This window comes from Micromonospora sp. NPDC050417 (assembly GCF_044458865.1).
Lineage (GTDB): Bacteria > Actinomycetota > Actinomycetes > Mycobacteriales > Micromonosporaceae > Micromonospora_G.
The window spans coordinates 101,083-118,921 of the sequence record NZ_JBITIH010000018.1 but is presented as its reverse complement, the minus strand read 5'-3'; the positions used below and the strand labels follow the sequence as shown (position 1 = coordinate 118,921).

The 17,839-nt window shown below is 71.8% G+C and carries 17 protein-coding genes and 1 pseudogene; 13 read left to right on the top strand and 5 right to left on the bottom strand.

Translation table 11 applies throughout. The features are described from left to right. Nucleotides 1-127 precede the first annotated feature (127 nt). Both ACIBF5_RS23050 and ACIBF5_RS23045 read left to right on the top strand, forming a co-directional pair. The gene (locus ACIBF5_RS23050; RefSeq protein ID WP_396814830.1) at nt 128-1,657 is read left to right on the top strand and encodes an APC family permease; all 1,530 of its coding nucleotides are present in this window, start codon (nt 128-130) and stop codon (nt 1,655-1,657) included. Further along, on the top strand, nt 1,654-2,244 hold the full coding sequence (locus ACIBF5_RS23045; protein WP_396814828.1) for a GNAT family N-acetyltransferase: 591 nt from the start codon (nt 1,654-1,656) through the stop codon (nt 2,242-2,244). Before ACIBF5_RS23050 ends, ACIBF5_RS23045 begins: the two co-directional genes overlap by 4 nt. Nucleotides 2,245-2,356: 112 nt before the next feature. Here the strand turns inward: ACIBF5_RS23045 and ACIBF5_RS23040 are convergent, their stop codons facing one another. Next, nucleotides 2,357-3,190 carry a SigB/SigF/SigG family RNA polymerase sigma factor gene (locus tag ACIBF5_RS23040; RefSeq protein WP_396814826.1) on the bottom strand — a complete coding sequence of 278 codons (834 nt, stop codon included), beginning with the start codon at nt 3,188-3,190 and terminating at the stop codon, nt 2,357-2,359. 242 nt (nt 3,191-3,432) lie between these two features. On the opposite strand from ACIBF5_RS23040, the gene ACIBF5_RS23035 reads away from it, so the two are divergent. Next, nucleotides 3,433-4,143 (top strand): NTP transferase domain-containing protein, encoded by a 711-nt coding sequence (locus ACIBF5_RS23035; protein ID WP_396814824.1) that lies wholly within the window; start codon nt 3,433-3,435, stop codon nt 4,141-4,143. Nucleotides 4,144-4,160: 17 nt separating this feature from the next. Next, a complete protein-coding gene (locus ACIBF5_RS23030) occupies nt 4,161-5,291 on the top strand; it encodes an XdhC family protein (protein ID WP_396814822.1) in 1,131 nt (376 codons plus the stop codon). 113 nt (nt 5,292-5,404) lie between these two features. Here ACIBF5_RS23030 and ACIBF5_RS23025 read toward each other — a convergent pair whose 3' ends face one another. Beyond that, nucleotides 5,405-6,967, bottom strand: coding sequence for a PucR family transcriptional regulator (locus ACIBF5_RS23025; protein ID WP_396814820.1), 1,563 nt, complete (start codon nt 6,965-6,967; stop codon nt 5,405-5,407). A 147-nt stretch (nt 6,968-7,114) separates the two neighbouring features. Between ACIBF5_RS23025 and uraD the strand changes: the two genes are divergently transcribed. The 9 genes from uraD (at nt 7,115) to ACIBF5_RS22980 (ending at nt 15,896) form a co-directional block, all read left to right on the top strand. Beyond that, complete coding sequence (uraD, locus tag ACIBF5_RS23020) at nt 7,115-7,744, top strand: 2-oxo-4-hydroxy-4-carboxy-5-ureidoimidazoline decarboxylase (protein WP_396814818.1); 630 nt, start codon at nt 7,115-7,117, stop codon at nt 7,742-7,744. Beyond that, nucleotides 7,737-8,078 (top strand): hydroxyisourate hydrolase, encoded by a 342-nt coding sequence (uraH, locus tag ACIBF5_RS23015; protein ID WP_396814816.1) that lies wholly within the window; start codon nt 7,737-7,739, stop codon nt 8,076-8,078. The genes uraD and uraH overlap by 8 nt, the downstream gene beginning before the upstream one ends. Before the next feature lie 3 nt (nt 8,079-8,081). Then, nucleotides 8,082-8,963 (top strand): factor-independent urate hydroxylase, encoded by an 882-nt coding sequence (gene pucL, locus ACIBF5_RS23010; RefSeq protein WP_396814814.1) that lies wholly within the window; start codon nt 8,082-8,084, stop codon nt 8,961-8,963. Next, on the top strand, nt 8,963-9,826 hold the full coding sequence (locus ACIBF5_RS23005) for an FAD binding domain-containing protein (RefSeq protein ID WP_396814812.1): 864 nt from the start codon (nt 8,963-8,965) through the stop codon (nt 9,824-9,826). The genes pucL and ACIBF5_RS23005 overlap by 1 nt, the downstream gene beginning before the upstream one ends. Next, on the top strand, nt 9,823-10,329 hold the full coding sequence (locus tag ACIBF5_RS23000; protein WP_396814810.1) for a (2Fe-2S)-binding protein: 507 nt from the start codon (nt 9,823-9,825) through the stop codon (nt 10,327-10,329). Before ACIBF5_RS23005 ends, ACIBF5_RS23000 begins: the two co-directional genes overlap by 4 nt. Then, entirely contained in the window at nt 10,316-11,671 is a 1,356-nt protein-coding gene (locus ACIBF5_RS22995; protein WP_396814808.1) for an 8-oxoguanine deaminase, read from the top strand. The genes ACIBF5_RS23000 and ACIBF5_RS22995 overlap by 14 nt, the downstream gene beginning before the upstream one ends. Continuing rightward, a complete protein-coding gene (gene pucD / locus ACIBF5_RS22990) occupies nt 11,668-13,959 on the top strand; it encodes a xanthine dehydrogenase subunit D (RefSeq protein WP_396814806.1) in 2,292 nt (763 codons plus the stop codon). The genes ACIBF5_RS22995 and pucD overlap by 4 nt, the downstream gene beginning before the upstream one ends. A gap of 172 nt (nt 13,960-14,131) precedes the next feature. Then, nucleotides 14,132-14,524 (top strand): YciI family protein, encoded by a 393-nt coding sequence (locus tag ACIBF5_RS22985; RefSeq protein WP_396814929.1) that lies wholly within the window; start codon nt 14,132-14,134, stop codon nt 14,522-14,524. Between the two features lie 94 nt (nt 14,525-14,618). Continuing rightward, nucleotides 14,619-15,896, top strand: coding sequence for an RNA polymerase sigma factor (locus tag ACIBF5_RS22980; RefSeq protein ID WP_396814927.1), 1,278 nt, complete (start codon nt 14,619-14,621; stop codon nt 15,894-15,896). Here ACIBF5_RS22980 and ACIBF5_RS22975 read toward each other — a convergent pair. The 3 genes and pseudogenes from ACIBF5_RS22975 to ACIBF5_RS22965 form a co-directional block, all read right to left on the bottom strand. Beyond that, on the bottom strand, nt 15,827-16,741 hold the full coding sequence (locus tag ACIBF5_RS22975; RefSeq protein WP_396814804.1) for a hypothetical protein: 915 nt from the start codon (nt 16,739-16,741) through the stop codon (nt 15,827-15,829). The two genes, ACIBF5_RS22980 and ACIBF5_RS22975, sit on opposite strands and share 70 nt — an antisense overlap. A 94-nt stretch (nt 16,742-16,835) precedes the next feature. After that, a pseudogene (locus ACIBF5_RS22970) lies at nt 16,836-17,078 on the bottom strand (transposase); the annotation flags it as partial. A 115-nt stretch (nt 17,079-17,193) separates the two neighbouring features. After that, nucleotides 17,194-17,757: a TetR family transcriptional regulator gene (locus tag ACIBF5_RS22965; RefSeq protein WP_396814802.1), complete on the bottom strand. Its 564-nt coding sequence runs from the start codon at nt 17,755-17,757 to the stop codon at nt 17,194-17,196. Nucleotides 17,758-17,839 lie beyond the last annotated feature (82 nt).

Here is a 17,839-nt window from a genome sequence, read left to right as displayed (position 1 = left end):
AAGGAAGGGCCCCTTGTTATCGCATTCTGTATAGGAAGGGGCCCTTCCTAACCGGATCCGACCGGCCAGCGCGGTCCGGCCGGCGGGGTCCGGCCACCGTGGTTCTCCTCACCCCTGGAGCAGACTGATGGCCCCACCCTCCGCACCTCCCAGACCGAGCAACGTCTCCTCCGCGCTGGCCAGTGGCCGGCTCGGCATTCCTTCTGTGGTCTTCTTCGTACTGTCGGCCGCGGCGCCCTTGACCGTGGTGGCCGGCGTGGTCACCACCGGGTTCGCGGTGACCGGAGTGACCGGGATCCCGCTGGCCTTCCTGCTCATCGGTGCCGTGCTGGCACTCTTCTCGGTCGGCTACGTCGCGATGGCCCGACACACCGCCAACGCGGGAGCGTTCTACGCGTACGTGACCCGCGGGATCGGCCGGCCGGCCGGGGTCGGCGCCGCCTGGGTGGCGCTGATCGCGTACAACGCGCTCCAGGTCGGGCTCTACGGTGCGGTCGGCGCGGCGGCGGCCCCCGTACTCGAACAGTTCTTCGGCCTGCACGACCCGAGCTGGTGGGTGATCGCCCTGGTCGCCTGGGCGGTGGTCGCCGGGCTCGGGGTGCTGCGGGTGGACATCAACGGCATGGTGCTCGCCGTGCTGTTGCTCGCCGAGATCGCCATCATCGTCGCCTTCGACCTGGCCGACCTGCTCAGCCCGGCCGGCGGGCGGATGAGCTTCGAGACGCTCGCCCCGGGGAACCTGTTCGTGCCCGGGGTCGGGGCGATCCTGGTGCTGGCGGCGACGGGTTTCACCGGGTTCGAGTCGTCGGTGGTGTTCAGCGAGGAGAGCAAGGACCCGAAGCGGACCGTACCGGTCGCCACCTATCTCTCGGTGGCGATCATCGCCGGGCTCTACGCGATCAGCGCCTGGGCGATGACGGTCGCCACCGGCCCGGACAAGATCGTCGAGGCGTCCCGGACGGAGCAGGTCGGGCTCATCTTCGTGCTCGCCGACGGCAACCTCGGTGGCAGTTTCGTCAGCATCGGGCAGGTGCTCTTCCTGACCTCGGTACTGGCCGCGATGATCTCGTTCCACAACACCACCGCGCGGTACACCTTCGCGCTCGGCCGGGAGCGGGTCCTGCCCGCGATCTTCGGCCGGACCGCGCCCCGTACCGGAGCGCCACGGGCGGCGTCCATCGCGCAGAGCGTCTTCGGTCTGGTCGTCATCGCGGTCTACGCGATCGCCGGCTGGGACCCCCTGGTGCAGCTCTTCTACTGGGGCGGTACCGCTGGCGGGTTCGGTGTCCTGCTCCTGATCACCGCCACGTCGGTCGCGGTGATCGCCTTCTTCGCCCGCAACCCGGCGGGGGAGAGCGCCTGGCATCGGGTGGTCGCCCCGGGGCTCGCCACGGTCATTCTGGCGACCATCCTCTTCTTCGCCCTGGACAATTTCGCCATCCTGCTCGGCGTCGCCCCCGACTCCGTACTCCGTTGGGCGCTGCCCACGGTCTATCCGGTCGCCGCGGTGCTCGGCGTCCTCTGGGCGCTGCTGCTCCGGTCCCGCAGACCGGAGGTCTACGAGACCATCGGGCTCGGCCCGGAGAGCGTGACGGCCGGGCTGACCGCGCCGGGCGCCGCCGTCCGCCAGCCGGTCGCCTCGGAGGTACGGCGGTGACCGCCCCGGTGATCGAACGGGCCGAGACGGCGGACGCGCGGGTGCTCGGTGAGCTGATCGCGGAGGCGTTCCAGTCGCTCGCCGCCTGCCGGTGGCTGGTGCCGGACCCGGTGGGCCGGCTCCAGATTCTCTCCGACGACTTCCACATCCTGGTCGAGCACGCACTTGAGTGGGGACTGGTGGAGACCACCGCCGACCGTCGGGCGGTCGCGGTCTGGCTGCCCGCGGTCGGCGATCCGCTGCCGCCGCCGTCCGACTACGACAAGCGCCTGGTCGCCGCGTGTGGCGAGTGGACGGAGCGGTTCCGGCTGCTGGACGACCTGTTCGAGGCGAACCATCCGCAGGAGGCCCATCACCACCTCGCCTTCCTCGCTGTCGGTCCGGAACGTCAGGGCAACGGCGTCGGTTCGGCGTTGCTGCGCCACCGGCATGCTTTTCTGGACGAACAGGGGCTGCCGGCGTACCTGGACGCGAGCAGCGCCGACAGCCGGGATCTCTACGCCCGCCACGGTTACCGGGCCTCGGAGCCGTTCCGGCTGCCGGACGGCACCCCGTTCTGGCCCATGTGGCGTCCGGCGGGCGGGTGAGTCACCGATCGGGCAGCCGGCGGATGACCGATCGGTGACAGCGTGAGGGGCCGGGCCACTGGTGGCCCGGCCCCTCACGTCCGGCGACGTACGCCGGAACCTCCCCCAAGTATCAGTAGGTTTCGCTGAGCTGTCCGCGCAGCTTCGTCAGCGCACGGGCGAGCAGTCGGGAGACGTGCATCTGGGATACGCCGATCTGGTCGGCGATCTGGGACTGGGTCAGGTTGCCGTAGAACCGTAGGGTGAGGATCTTCTGCTCGCGCTCGTCGAGGGTGGCGAGCGCCGGTCCGAGGGCGACCCGGAGTTCGGCGAGTTCAAACTCGGCGTCGTCACCGCCGAGCATGTCACCGAGTTCGGTGGCGCGTTCGCCGTCGCCGGTCGGGGTGGAGAGGGAGACGGCGTTGTACGCCCGCGCGCCCTCCAGCCCTTCGAGGACCTCTTCCTCGGTGACCTTGAGGTGTGCCGCGATGTCGGCGACGGTCGGGGAGCGGCCGAGGGTCTGGAGCAGGCTGCTGTTCGCCTCGGAGATGCTGAGCCGCAGTTCCTGGAGTCGTCGGGGTACCCGTACGTCCCAGGTGCGGTCTCGGAAGTGGCGCTTGAGTTCCCCGATGATGGTCGGGATGGCGTAGCCGGCGAAGTCCACGCCCCGGCTCGGGTCGTACTTGTCGACTGCCTTGATCAGTCCGACGGCGGCGGTCTGGGCCAGGTCGTCGGTGGGTTCGCCCCGGCCGCCGTAGCGGTGGGCGAGGTGGTTGGCCAACGGTAGCCACGCCTCGATCGCCCGGTCACGCAGCGCCGGTCGCGACGGGTGCTGGGCCGGCAGCGCGGCCATCGCCAGCAGCAGGTCGGTGGCCGAGTCGGTCAGCGCGTTCGGGTCGAGCTTCGGTGCCGTCTTGACGGCGGCGGCTGTGACGGTGTCCGGCTCAGTGGTGGTTGGCGCGGTCATGGTGGTCCTCCCTGCACCTCGTCCGCGGACAAGACAAGTACCAGCGTTTCGCTGTCGGTCGTGCGGTTGCTGTGGGTCGTGCGGTCTCGGCTCTTTCGGTTTCGCTAAGAGCCGTTCAGTGCAGCCACCATAACCTGTTTAGCTAGCCAATAGCTAGCCGAAAGTATGATGTATATAGTTCTCATATTATGCTTAACGGTAATATCGGGCAGGTCTGAAAGGGTCTGGCTAGTCTTCTGAGCGTGGGATGTGAGCGGGCACACGCATCGGGGCCGGTCGCCGCGTTGGTCCTCGCCGCCGGCGCCGGGCGGCGCTACGGCGGCCCCAAGGCACTGATCCCCCTCGACGGGCGGCTGCTCGTCGAACGCGCCGTCACGACCGCGCGCGACGGCGGTTGTGCCCCCGTACTCGCCGTGCTCGGTGCCGGAGCCGCCACCGTGCGAGCCGCGGCGGACCTCACCGGTGCGGTGCCGGTCGACAACCCCGACTGGGCCACCGGACTCGGCTCCTCGCTCCGCGCCGGCCTCGCCGCCCTGCACGACAGCACGGCGGTGGCCGCCCTCGTCCTCCTGGTCGACATGCCCGGCATCACCGCCGAGGCGGTCCACCGCCTGGTCGACCTGGCTACCCCGGAGAGCCTCGCCGTCGCCGGTTACCAGGACCGGCGCGGCCACCCCGTCCTGCTCGGCCGGACCCACTGGGCCGGGGTCGCCGATGGCGCGGTCGGCGAGGTGGGTGCCCGTGCCTACCTGCGGGAACACGCCCAGCAGTTACAGGTGGTGGACTGCGCCGACATCGCCGACGACGCCGACCTCGACACCCCCACCGACCTGACCCGCTTCCCGGGGGCACCACGCGTACGCCCGCCGCTGGAGCCCGGTGCCACGGCCGGCGGCGGCGCGCGGCCGTGGTCGTCCGCGGACCGGACGAGCAGATCGGCGTACGGTGACTGAGCGGCCACACTGGTGCCATGCGTGAGGTGATGGACGACCTGATGCGCTGGTGGCACGCGGACGCCCCGGTCGGGATGGCCACCGTCACCGCCACCTGGCGCAGTGCCCCCCGACAACCCGGCGCGACCATGCTCGTCGGCCCGGACGGCACCGCGGTCGGCAGCGTTTCCGGCGGCTGCGTCGAGGCCGCCGTCTACGACCTGTGCCAGGAGGTGGTGGCCGCCGGTGTGCCCCGGGCGCAGCGCTACGGGGTGCACGACGACGACGCGTACGCCGTCGGCCTGACCTGCGGCGGCAGCATCGAGGTCTTCGTCGAACGGGTGGACCGGGACACCTTCCCCGACCTCGCCGAGGTGGCCGAGGCGATCGGCCGGCGTACCCCGGTCGCGGTGCTCACCTGCGTGGCGGGCCCGCCCGAACGGGTGGGCCGGCGGATGGTGCTCTGGCCCGACCGGCGCAGTGGCTCACTCGGCTCCGGGCGGCTCGACGACGCGGCGAGCGACGACGGGCGCGGACTGCTCGCCGCCGGGCGTACCGGCCTGCTGCACTACGGTACGGACGGCGAACGCCGGGGCAGCGGGCTGACACTGCTGCTCAACGCGTACGCCCCGCCGGCCCGGATGATCGTTTTCGGGGCGATCGACTTCGCCGCGGCGGTGGCCCGGGTCGGTGCGTTCCTCGGCTACCGGGTGACCGTCTGCGACGCCCGCCCCGTCTTCGCCACCGCCCGCCGGTTCCCGGACGCGGACGAGGTGGTCGTCGACTGGCCGCACCGCTACCTGGCCGCCGAGGCACGCGCCGGGCACCTGGACGAACGGACGGTGGTCTGCGTACTGACCCACGATCCGAAGTTCGACGTGCCGGTGCTCCGGGTCGCACTGGACCTTCCGCTGGCGTACGTCGGCGCGATGGGTTCCCGCCGTACCCATGACGACCGGCTGGCCCGGCTCCGAGAGGAAGGTGTGCCGGAGGCGGCACTGCGCCGGCTCGCCTCCCCGATCGGGCTGGACCTCGGCGCGCGTACGCCGGAGGAGACCGCCGTCAGCATCGCCGCCGAGATCGTCGCCACCCGCTGGGGTGGCAACGGTGCCCCGCTCTCCCACACCGCCGGTCGCATCCACACCCCCCACCGCCCGCTCACCGGTTGACGCGGCCTCGCCAGTTGCCACGCCCGCCAGTTGCCGCGCCCTCGCCGGTTGCCACGCCCCCCGGTTAGGAAGGGCCCCTTGTTATACAAAAAGCGATAACAAGGGGCCCTTCCTTACCGGGGGAGGCGGAGGGCGAGGAAGAAGTCGACCCGGTCCTCGAAGCGGGACAGGTCCCGCCCGGTGAGCTGTTCGATTCGGCCGATCCGGTAGCGCAAGGTGTTGACGTGCAGGTGCAGCAGGGCGGCGCAGCGCGTCCAGGATCCGCCGCAGGCGAGAAAGGAGTCGAGCGTACGGAGCAGGTTCGCGTTGTGCGTCCGGTCGTACGCGAGCAGCGGTGCGAGCAGCCGACGCTGGAACGCCCGCCGGGTGTCGGCCGGCACCCCGGCCAGCAGGAGCAGGTGCGAGGCGAGTTCGTCGGCGCCGACCACGCTGGTCCGTTCACCCCGTGCGACCGCCGTACGCAGGGCGTGCCGGGCCTCCTCGACCGCGCCGCCGAGGGCACCTGGTCCGGCCGCCGGGCCGCTCACCCCGACGGCGAGTCGTCCACCGCCCAGCCCGGGTGCGTACGCGGCCACCCCGGCGCGGATCGTCTCCACCGCGTACGGGGCCTGCGCTGGCGTGACGGCGAGGATGGCGAGGACGGTGTCGGGTAGTCCCGCGTCGGTCACCGCGACCCGTTCGGTGGCTGGTTCGACCAGTTCGGCGCAGATGGCGACGGCCAGTTCCGGGGGCGTACGCAGGCCGGTCAGGTTGACGGCGAGCACCAGGAAGGTCGCGTCCGGTGGCAGCCCGCAGGAGAGCAGCCGGCCCCGCAGGTCGACCTGTTCGGTCCCGGTGAGGGCGGCGCCGAGCTGGTCGGCGAGCCGTCGTTCGATCCGTAGCGCCTCGTCGACCTGGGACCGTTCCAGCGCCACCAGACTCGTCAGTTCGGCGGTCGCGTCGGCCAGCCCGCCGTCCTGGGGTGCGGACGGGTCGCGCCCAGGGGCGGCGCAGGCGAGCAGCCAGGAGGCGAGCCGGTGCTCGGGGCGGCCGGGTACGCCGGAGACGACCACCCGACGCTCGTCCACTGTGGCGTGTGCCGGTAGCCGTCCGGCGCCGAGGAAGGCGTGTGCGAGGGTGGCCCGGTCGGTGGGGCCGAGCGCGGTGGTGCCGGCGACCAGGCGGCCGGTCGGTGTCAGCACCCAGCAGTCGACGCCCAGTTCGGCGGCGGCCGGCGGGAGCAGGTCGACCAGTCGGGCCCCGGCGGCCATCGCGGCCACCAGACCCCGGTGCCGTCCGAGTACGGTGGCGAGCCCGCTGGCCCGCTGCGCCCAGAGTGACGGGTTCACCTCGTCGACGATGTCCCGGAACGACACCTCGATCGGCACCTCGAACAGGGGCATCCGGTGCCGTCGGCACGCGTCGACCAGGTCGTCCGGAACCGAGCCGAAGACGGCGTCACCGGCGCCGATCGCGGTCACCGACGCTTCGGCGCAGGCGGCGACGAAGGTTTCTGAGTCGCTGGCGTCGCGCCGCCAGACCAGACCGGTGAGCACGATCTCGCCGCCGGAGAGGTAGCGCCGGGGGTCGGGCAGGTCGGTCACGTAGACCCGGCTGACGGGTCGTTCCAGCGCCTCCGCCCCGGTCAACAGGGTGAGCCGCAGCCGTGGCCGGTGCAGCGCCTCGCGTAGCAGCATCGCGGTTCCTTCCGGTCGCGCCACGGGGAGATGGCTCGGGTTTGGAGGAAGCTACGGAAACGATACGGGTCACTGGTTTCGAATTGGGTGTCGTTGCCGGTTCAACCGGCGCTGACCGGCTGTTGTACTTCTCCCAACCCTTGGGAGGTGGCGACCATCAGCGCTTCCGGCCACACCTTGGACAGTTTCAACACCGTTGCGCCCGATCGGGCGCGACGGGACCTGCTCGCCTGCTGCGCCGTACCGGCGTGGGCGTCGGCTCTGGTCGAGCGTCGTCCGTACCCGGATCTGGGTGTGCTGCTCGCCGTCGCGGACGCCGCGTTGGCGGCGCTGAGCTGGGACGACGTGGCGTTGGCGCTCGCCGCGCATCCGCGCATCGGGGAGCGGCCGGCCGGCGCGGACCGGGAGTCGGCCTGGTCCCGTCGGGAGCAGGCCGGGGTGGCCGACGCCGACGCCCGGACCAGGGCCGAACTGGCGGTCGCGAACCGGGAGTACGAGCGGCGCTTCGGTCACCTCTTCCTCGTCTTCGCCAGTGGTCGGACCGAGACCGAACTGCTCGCCGTCGCCCGGCAACGGCTGCGCAACGACGACGAGACCGAACGGCGGGTGGTGCACCGGGAGTTGCGGCGGATCGCCCGGCTCCGCCTGGAACGACTCCTCACCGACGACCGGGCCGAGCCGCCGTCGCCGGGCGGCGTCGATCCGGCCGAGCCGCCGTCGTGGGGTGCGGTCGACCCGGGTGGGCGTCGGGCGGCGGGAGGACCGGGCCATGACTGAACGGTTCGCGCGGGTCTCCACCCATGTGCTGGACACCGGGCGGGGAGTGCCGGCGGCCGGTGTACACGTGCGCCTCGAACGCCACGACTCCGGCGGCTGGTCACTGGTGGCGCAGGGGCGTACCGACGCCGACGGACGGCTGTGTGACTGGGTTCCGCTGCACGACTGCCAGGCCGGCGGCTACCGGCTCGTCTTCTTCGTCGAGGCGTACTTCGACGGCGACACCTTCTTCCCGGAGATCACCGTGGCTTTCCAGTTGGCCGACCCGGACCAGCGGTACCACGTACCACTGCTGATCGGCCGGCACGCCTACACCACCTACCGAGGGAGCTGAGCGATGTCGATCGTGCTCGGGGCCAACCAGTACGGCAAGGCCGAGGTACGCCTGGTCCGGGTGCTCCGGCACGGCGGCCGGCACGATCTGTGCGATCTCAACGTGACCGTGACCCTCGCCGGTGACCTCGCCGCGACCCACCTGACCGGTGACAACGCCCAGGTGCTGCCGACCGACTCGCAGAAGAACACCGTCTACGCCTTCGCCCGCTCGCACGGCGTCGACCAGATCGAGGATTTCGCCCTGCTGCTGGCCCGGCACTTCGTCGCCGCCCAGCCGGCGATCACCCGGGCCAGGGTCCATATCGAGGAGTACGGCTGGGACCGGCTCGGGCCGCACTCGTTCCAGCGATCCGGTGGCGAGGTCCGCACCGCCACCGCCACCTGCGTCGCCCCCGATTCCGAGTCCGCCGCCGCCTCCGCCTCCGGTGCCGGGCTGGTCGAGGTGGAGGCCGGGTTGACCGGGCTGGTGCTGCTCAACTCCACCGACTCGGAGTTCACCGGCTACGTCAAGGACCCGTACACGACGTTGCCGGAGACCACCGATCGGATCCTCGCCACCGCTGTCGACGCGCGGTGGCGTTACCGGGACACCGGTGTCGACTGGGCCGGCTCGTACGCGGGGGTGCGGTCCGCGCTGGTCGACGCGTTCGTCGGGACGTACAGCCTGTCGTTGCAGCAGACCCTCTACGCGATGGGGCACCGGGTGCTGGCCGAACGGCCGGAGGTCACCGAGGTACGGCTCGCCCTGCCGAACCGGCACCACCTGCTGGTCGACCTGGCGCCGTTCGGGCTGGAGAACCCGGGCGAGGTCTTCGTCGCCACCGACCGGCCGTACGGGCTGATCGAGGGGACCGTCACCCGGGCCGGGGACGGGGTGGGGTGATGGAGTTCCTGGCGCCGGCGAACTGGGCCGAGGCACTGGCCGCCAAGGCGGAGTATCCGGAGGCGCTGCCGATCGCCGGTGGCACCGACGTGATGGTGGAGCTGAACTTCGACCGCCGACGGCCGGTGGCCCTGCTCGACCTGGGGCGGGTGGCGGAGCTGACCGAGTGGGGTGGGGACGGGGACCTGATCCGGGTGGGCGCCGGGGTCACCTACCGGCGGATCATCACCGAACTCGGCGCCCGCCTGCCCGGCCTGGCGCTGGCCGCCCGCACGGTCGGCTCACCGCAGATCCGCAACCGGGGCACCGTCGGCGGCAACCTCGGCTCCGCCTCACCGGCCGGGGACGCCCACCCGCCGCTGCTCGCGTGCGGCGCGCTGGTCGAACTCGGCTCCGTACGCGGCACCCGCCGGGTTCCGGTGGCGGAGTTCTTCACCGGGCCGAAGCGGAGCGTACGGGCACCCGACGAGCTGATCGCGGCGATCCTGGTGCCACCGGCCGGGGGTCCGCAGCAGTTCGCGAAGGTCGGCACCCGCAACGCGATGGTGATCGCCGTCTGTTCGTTCGCCCTCTCCCTGGAGCCGCTGGCCCGGCGGATCGGCACCGGCATCGGTTCGGCCGGGCCGACACCGTTGACCGCCGGACCGGCCGAGGAACTGCTCGCCGCCGAACTGTCCTGGGAGGACGCCGGGGCGCTGCCGGAGTCGCTCTCCCGCCGTTTCGGTGACCTGGTCGCGGCGGCGGCAACCCCGATCGACGACGTACGCGGCACTGCCGCCTACCGCCGGCACGCGCTCGCCGTCCTGGCCCGTCGCACCCTGCACTGGGCCTGGCGGGAGCATCGCGAAGGAGGGCGACGATGAGGGTCACCTGCCGGGTCAACGGTGAGCCGCGCACCGCCGACGACGTCTGGGCCGGCGAGAGCCTGCTCTACCTGCTCCGTGAACGACTCGGTCTCGCCGGTGCCAAGAACGCTTGTGAACAGGGCGAATGTGGATCCTGCACGGTCTATCTGGACGGTGTGCCGGTCTGCGCGTGCCTGGTCGCGGCGGGACAGGCGCAGGATCGCGAGGTGCGTACGGTGGAGGGCCTGACCGGACCGGACGGCACGCTCGACCGGGTCCAGCGCGCCTTTGTCGCGGCCGGCGCCGTCCAGTGCGGGTTCTGCACGCCGGGTCTGATGGTGGCGGTGCACGACCTGCTCGCCCGCGACCCGGCCCCGGTTGACCAGGACATCCGGGAGGCGTTGGCCGGCAACCTGTGCCGGTGCACCGGTTACGAGCACATCATGGCGGCCGTACGGCTCGCCGCCGCCACGCCCGTGTCGACGCCCAGCGAACCGGACGGTCACGATGATCATCATTGAGGGTTGCGCGGTGGCCACCGTCGACGCCGACTCGACCGAGTACCGCGACGGACACGTCGTCGTCGACCAGGGGCGGATCGTCGCCGTCGGCCCCGGTCACGCCGGCCGCCACCACCGCCCCGTACGCCGGGTCGACGGCACCGGATGCCTGGTCACGCCCGGTCTGGTCAACACCCACCACCACCTCTACCAGTGGGCGACCCGGGGACTCGCCCAGGAGGAGGAACTTTTCGGCTGGCTCCGCGCGCTCTACCCGGTCTGGGCCGGGCTGGACGCCGACGTGGTCGCCGCGACCACCGCCGCCGGACTCGGTTGGCTCGCCCGCTCCGGCTGCACCACCAGCACCGACCACCTCTACGTCCATCCCCGGGGCGCGGGCGACCTGATGGCCGCGCAGGTGGCGGCGGCGGCCGAGATCGGGCTGCGGTTCCACCCCACCCGTGGCTCGATGGACCTCGGCCGTTCCGCCGGTGGCCTGCCACCGGACGAGATCGTCGAGGAGACCGAGGCGGCGCTGGCCGCCACCGAGGAGGCGATCGACCGCTTTCACGATCCGGCCGACAACGCCATGCTCCGGATCGCGGTCGCACCCTGCTCGCCCTTCTCGGTCAGCCCGAAACTGATGACCGAGGCCGCCGCCCTGGCCCGGCGTCGGGGGGTACGGCTCCACACCCACCTCGCCGAGACGATCGACGAGGAGCACTACTGCCGCGAGACGTACGGCTGCACCCCGGTCGAGTACGCCGAACGGCTCGGCTGGCTCGGCGACGACGTCTGGCTGGCGCACGCCGTCCACCTCGACGACCGGGCGGTGGCCCGGCTCGCCGCGACCGGCACGTCGGTGGCGCACTGTCCCAGCTCGAATGCCCGGCTCGGGGCCGGCACCGCCCGGGTCCGGGACCTGCTCGACGCCGGTGTCCCGGTCGGACTCGGGGTCGACGGGCCGGCCTCGCAGGAGACGAACCAGCTCGACGCCGAACTCCGCCAGGCGCTCTACGCCGCCCGGCTCCGGGGCGGCCCGGCGGCGCTCACCGCCCGGCAGGCCCTCGCGCTCGGCACCATCGGCGGTGCCCGCTGCCTCGGCCGGGCCGGTGAGATCGGTTCGATCGAGCCCGGCAAGCTCGCCGACCTCGCCCTGTGGCGGCTCGACGGGCTCGGCCACACCGGCATCGAGGATCCGGTCGCCGCGCTGGTGCTCGGCCCGCCCGCCCCGCTGGAACTGCTGCTGGTCGGGGGAGCACCGGTGGTCGAACGGGGTGAGCTGCGTACCGCCGACGAACGCGACCTGGTACGGCGTACCCGACGGGCGCACCGGACCCTGATCCGGAAGGCACGCGCATGAGCCGAGCGACCGACATCCCCACGGTGTCCACCGTGGTCGACGGGGGCGTCGGGCAGAGCCCGCGCCGGCCGGACGGGCGGTTGAAGGTGACCGGGGAGTTCGCCTTCTCCTCCGACCTCTGGGCCGACGACATGCTCTGGGGCGCCACCCTGCGCAGCCCGTACCCCCGGGCTCGGCTGCGTGGCCTCGACCTCAGCGCGGCGCTGGCGTTGCCCGGGGTGCACGCCGTGCTCACCTCGGACGACGTGCCCGGGGCGAAGTGCTACGGCCTGGACGTGGCCGACCAGCCGGTGCTGGCCTGGGACGAGGTGCGTTACCAGGGCGAGGCGATCGCCATCGTCGCCGCCGACCACCCGGAGACGGCCCGGCGGGCGGTGGCCCGGATCGTGGTCGACTACGAGGTGCTCGACCCGGTCGTCGACGCGGAGGCGGCGCTCACCGCCGGCCACCTGGTACGCCACGTGCCGGTGCGCCGGGGTGACCCGGTGGCGACGGCCGAGGTGGTGGTCACCGGTGAGTACCGGGTCGGCATGCAGGACCAGGCGTTTCTCGGCCCGGAGTCGGGGCTCGCCGTGCCGGCCGAGGACGGCGGCGTCGACCTCTACATCGCCACCCAGTGGCTGCACGTCGACCAGGCGCAGGTTGCCGCCGCCCTGGGCCTCGCACCGGAGCTGGTACGGCTGCACCTGGCCGGGGTCGGTGGCGCCTTCGGCGCCCGCGAGGACCTTTCCATGCAGGTGCACGCGAGCATGTTGGCGTTGCGTACCCGCCGGCCGGTGAAGATGGTCTACTCCCGCGAGGAGTCGTTCTTCGGCCACGTGCACCGACACCCGGCGACCCTCCGGTACGAACACGGCGCCACCCGCGACGGTCGGCTCGTCTACGTCCGGGCCCGGATTCTGCTCGACGGGGGCGCGTACACCTCCAGCACCCCGGCGGTGGTGGCGAACGCGGCCACCCTTGGCATCGGCCCCTACCAGGTGCCGAACGTGACCATGGACGCGTACGGGGTGTGGACCAACAACCCGCCGTGCGGGGCGATGCGCGGCTTCGGCGCCGTCCAGGCGTGCTTCGCGTACGAGTCGCAGATGGACTCCCTCGCCGCCGCGTGCGGTCTCGACCCGGTCGAACTGCGTACCCGAAACGCCCTGGTCGAGGGGGCGACCATGCCGACCGGGCAACTCGTCGACGGGCCGGCACCGGTGGCCCGGCTGCTCGCCCTGGTCCGGGACCGCCCGCCGCCGCCACCGGCCGCCGCCGACCCGCGTGAACGACCGGGCGGGGTCGCCAACACCACCCGGGGCGAGGGTGTGGTCCGGGGCGTCGGCTACGCCATCGGAATCAAGAACGTCTGTTTCTCCGAGGGCTTCGACGACTACGCCACCGCCCGGGTCCGACTGGAACTGATCAACGGCACGCCGGCGGTGCTGGTGCACACCGCCGCCGCCGAGGTCGGCCAGGGGCTGGTCACCGTGCAGGCGCAGATCGCCCGGACCGAACTCGGCGTACCCCGGGTCACCGTCGCCACCGCCGACACCTCCGTCGGCAGCGCCGGGTCGTCGTCGGCGTCCCGGCAGACGTACATGACCGGCGGCGCGGTCCGCGCCGCCTGCCAGGCGGTACGGGCGAAGCTGCTGGCCCGCGCCGCCGACCTGGTAGCCGCGGCCGACCTGGCAGCCGGGGCCGACCTGGCAGCCGGGGCCGAGCTACGGCTGCACGACGGCCGGATCGTCACCGAGGCCGGGGTGGTCGTCGCCGACCTGGCCGACGTCGTCGGCGACGAGCCGTTGGACGAGACCGTCGAGTGGCGGCACCGGCCGACCCATCCGCTCGACCCACACACCGGCCAGGGCGACGCCCACGTGCAGTACGCCTTCGCCGCCCACCGGGCCACGGTCGACGTGGACACCGAACTCGGCCTGGTACGCGTGGTCGAGATCGCCGCCGCGCAGGACGTCGGCAGGGCGGTCAACCCGCAGGCGGTGCTCGGGCAGATCCACGGCGGCACCATCCAGGGGCTGGGGCTTGCGGTGATGGAGGAGATCCAGGTGGTGGACGGTCTGATCCGTAACCCGTCCTTCACCGACTATCTGATCCCGACCATCCTCGACTCGCCCCCGATGCCGGTCGACGTGCTGGAGTTGGCCGACCCGCACGCGCCGTACGGGCTGCGTGGGGTGGGGGAGCCGCCGACCATCTCGTCCACGCCCGCCGTCGTCGCCGCCATCCGCGCCGCCACCAACCGCCCCCTCCGTACCATCCCCATCCGCCCCCACCACCTGATGTAAGGAAGGGCCCCTTGTTATCGCTTTCGGTATAGGAAGGGCCCCCTCCTAACATCGCCCGGGGAAAAATCTTGAAGATTCTGTACGAGGATGTCGAGAAGACGGCGCCTGCTTCTACCTGACCATGAGAGCGCCGGTGATGGGCGCGGGTTGCGAGGAGCAGAACGTGAAGTACATGTTGCTGATGCAGTTCAGTGCCGCGACGGCCGACTTCCCGTCGATCGACACCTGGACCCCGGAGGAGATCCAGGCGCACATCGGGTTCATGCGGGACTCGAACGCCAAGCTCGCCGCCAACGGGGAGATGGTCGACGGGCAGGGCCTGGCCGGCGCGGACCAGGCCAGGATCGTACGGGCGGGCGTCGGCGGGGCGCCCGTCGTCACCGAGGGGCCCTTCGCCGAGACGAAGGAGTTCCTCGCCGGCTACTGGATCGTCGACTGCGAGACCTCCGACCGGGCGGTCGAGATCGCCGCGCACCTGTCGACCGCGCCCGGCCCCGGTGGTCACCCGTTGAACATGCCGATCGAGGTACGGCCGATCATGTCCGCGCCGCCGCAGGAGATGTGACCGCGCCAGGAAATGTGACGGCGCCAGGAGATGTGACGGCGCCAGGAGATGTGACCGCGCCAGGAAATGTGACCGCGCCAGGAGATGTGATCACCTGAACGATATTCGACACGTCGAGGACCTGCTGCGCGAGCTGGCGCCGCAGGTCGTCGGCGTACTCACCCGCCGGTTCGGCGATTTTGCCACCGCAGAGGACGCGGTGCAGGAGGCACTGTTGGCTGCGGCGACCCAGTGGCCGAGGGAGGGTCTGCCGGACAACCCGCGAGGTTGGCTGATCCAGGTCGGTTACCGCCGGATGATCGAGTTGGTGCGCAGCGAGCAGGCGCGGCGCGCTCGGGAGGATCTCGCGGCCCGACGCGAGCCCGACGACCTGCGGTCCGCCCCGGCCGCCGATCTCGACGTGGCGGCGGACCGGGACGACACGCTGGTCCTGCTCTTCCTCTGCTGCCATCCCGCGCTCTCGCCGGCTTCGGCGATCTCGCTGACCCTGCGCGCCGTCGGTGGTCTGACCACGGCCGAGATCGCCCGTGCCTTCATGGTGCCGGAGGCGACGATGGCGCAGCGGATCAGTCGGGCCAAACAGCGCATCAAGACCTCCGGGATTCCGTTCCGGATGCCGGAGGCGAACGATCGGTCCGGTCGGCTCGACGCGGTGCTGCACGTCCTCTACCTGATCTTCAACGAGGGGCACACCAGCAGCGGCGGTCCCGCGCTGCGACGGGTCGAGCTGTCCGGTGAGGCGATCCGGTTGGCTCGGGCCGCGCACGCCCTGCTCCCCGGTGACAGCGAGGTCGCCGGGTTACTCGCGTTGATGATCCTCACCGAGGCCCGCAGCCCGGCACGTACCGGGCCGGACGGCGAGCTGATCTCCCTGGCCGAGCAGGATCGCAGCCGTTGGGACGCGGCGGCCATCGCCGAGGGGGTGGACCTGATCACCAGGACGCTGCCGGTCGGCCCGGTCGGCCCGTACCAGATCCAGGCCGCCATCGCGGCCCTGCACGACGAGGCCCCGACCGCCGAGGAGACCGACTGGCCACAGATCCTCGCCCTGTACGGGGTGTTGGAACAGCACTCCGCCAGCCCCGTCGTCTCCCTCAACCGGGCCGTTGCCACCGCGATGGTGCACGGCCCGGCCGCCGGCCTCGACGCGCTCGCGGCGCTCGACAGCGACCCGCGCATGTCGGGAAACCACCGCCTCTTCGCGGCCCGCGCGCACCTGTACGAGATGCTCGGCGACCGGCCCGGCGCGGTGGAGAACTACCGTGCGGCGGCCGGCCGGACCACCAGCCTGCCCGAGCAGCACTACCTCCGGCTGCGGGCCGCCCGGCTCGCCGTCGTCGATCCTGCGGAGCCGGTCCCGGGGCGCCGGTGACCGACGCGCGGGGTGCGTACCGTCGGGGAGGCGGCGGGCTTCCGGCCGTAGTCGCGTGCCGCGGTGGCCACCGACTCGTCGGCGTCCTCCTCAAGGGCCTGCCGGATGTGCGACGGGATGAGCTCCGATGTCGCCATCGCCAGCCGGACCTGCTCGGAACGGTCGTTGACCAGCGATTCCAGGTCGGCCTCGTCCAGTTCGAGGGTGCGTACGAGTGTCGCGCGGACGTCGACCGCCGGGTCCCGGGCGAGCTTGGCGCGCTGCTCGGCCGTAATCCGCGCGTTGCGTGCGAGCCCCTTGCGCACCCGTACGGTGCGATCGGCCAGCAGGGCGATGATCACGTCGGGATCGTGGGTGTGGGTGGCGAGTCGTTCGCGTACCTCGGGTGACACGTCGTCGACGAGGAGGGCGGCGAGTTCCGGTTCCAGGGTGCGGACCTCCGCGAGGAGACCACGCAGTTCCTTGTCCGGTGCCTTCGCCATGATCTGGCGGACCGACTCGTCGCAGGCCGGGTTGCCGGCGACGGCCCAGCGGACCCACCGGTCGGCGTCCTTCACCAGGCGCACGAGATTGCCGACGGAGGTCGACGGGTTCCGCGCGACTTCCTCGCGGACGTGACGATCATGGTCTCGGGCCAGCGGGCGCAGTGCCTGCGCGGGTGCGTCGGTCCGCCCCGCGACCGCCTTGCGGACCAGCGGCGACGGGTCGGAGGCCAGGTCGTAGAGCTTCATCTGCGGTGTCGCGGGGTTGTTCGCGAGGGCGAGCCGCGCGTCGACGCTCCCACCGGTGGTGGTGCCTGACCCACTGTGACGGTCAGATCCGTTGACGTCCTGCTGCTGTCCCATGCCGCCAATCATGTCACGGCCCCTGTGGAGTGCCTGGCGGCGAACCGTTACCTCGGCGCCGACGCCGCTGCCTCTTGGCGGCGGGGTGGGGGCGCCAGGTCTTGGTCAGGGTGGGGTAGGCAGTGGTGGCCTGGTCGAGCAGGTCGATGCCGATCGCGTTGTCGCTGACGCTGGCGGCGGTGACGACGACGGCGAGGAGTGGGCCGAGGGTGTCGGTGGTGATGCCGCATTTGCGGTCGACGATCTTCTTGCCTGCGTCGGCCATCCGTCCGGGGAGCGAGCTGGCCCAGGCGTACGGCTTCACCGACGCCGACGGCACTCGACCGGAATGGGTCCGCTACTTCCGCGAGGTGGTCGTTGACGGCGGCGTGTCCCGACCGGCACCTACCGCTGACCGTCGAGTCGTCAACAGGCACCGGGCCATTTAGTCATTATCATGCTAATTCAAGGCTTCAGGGCGCCGTCAGGGCGCGTACCGCCTCGACCACCGCCCGTCGGCGCACTGCGGCCCCCCGGGTGCGGTCGGCGAGCATGGTGATCTCGGGTGGCTTCACCGCCCACATGGACGCCAAGGTCAGGACGGCGAGCAGCATGGTCGGGGCGTCCAGGCGAAGGTTGACCTGGCCCTGCTCCTGAGCGGTGGTGATCGCCTCCACCTTGGCCGCGCTGGACGTGCTGACCGTTTCCAGTTGCGCGTCGTTCCCCCGTTCCAGCGAGTACCAGCGGGACAGGCGCGCGGCGGCGGGGTTGGCCAGGTACCAGTCGTGCAGGCGTCCGGCGTACTCCGGAAGATCGGCCGCGGTGAAGGGGACCCTCCGCATGGTCTCGAGCACGTAGTCCGCGAAGACCGCGTCGAACAGCTCGTCCTTGCTGCCGAAGTGGGTGTAGACCAGCCCCTTGCTCACCCCGGCCTGTGCCGCAATGCGTTCCACGCGCGCTCCAGCGATGCCTCGCTCGCCGAATTCCTCGGCGGCGGCCCCGAGGAGCTTGTCGCGGCTGATCCGTGAGCTGTTCATCCCCCCAGCCTACCGGTGACTGACCGGTCAGTGGACGATGCCCGGCCCGCCGGAGTACGGTTCAGACAGTGACTGACTGGTC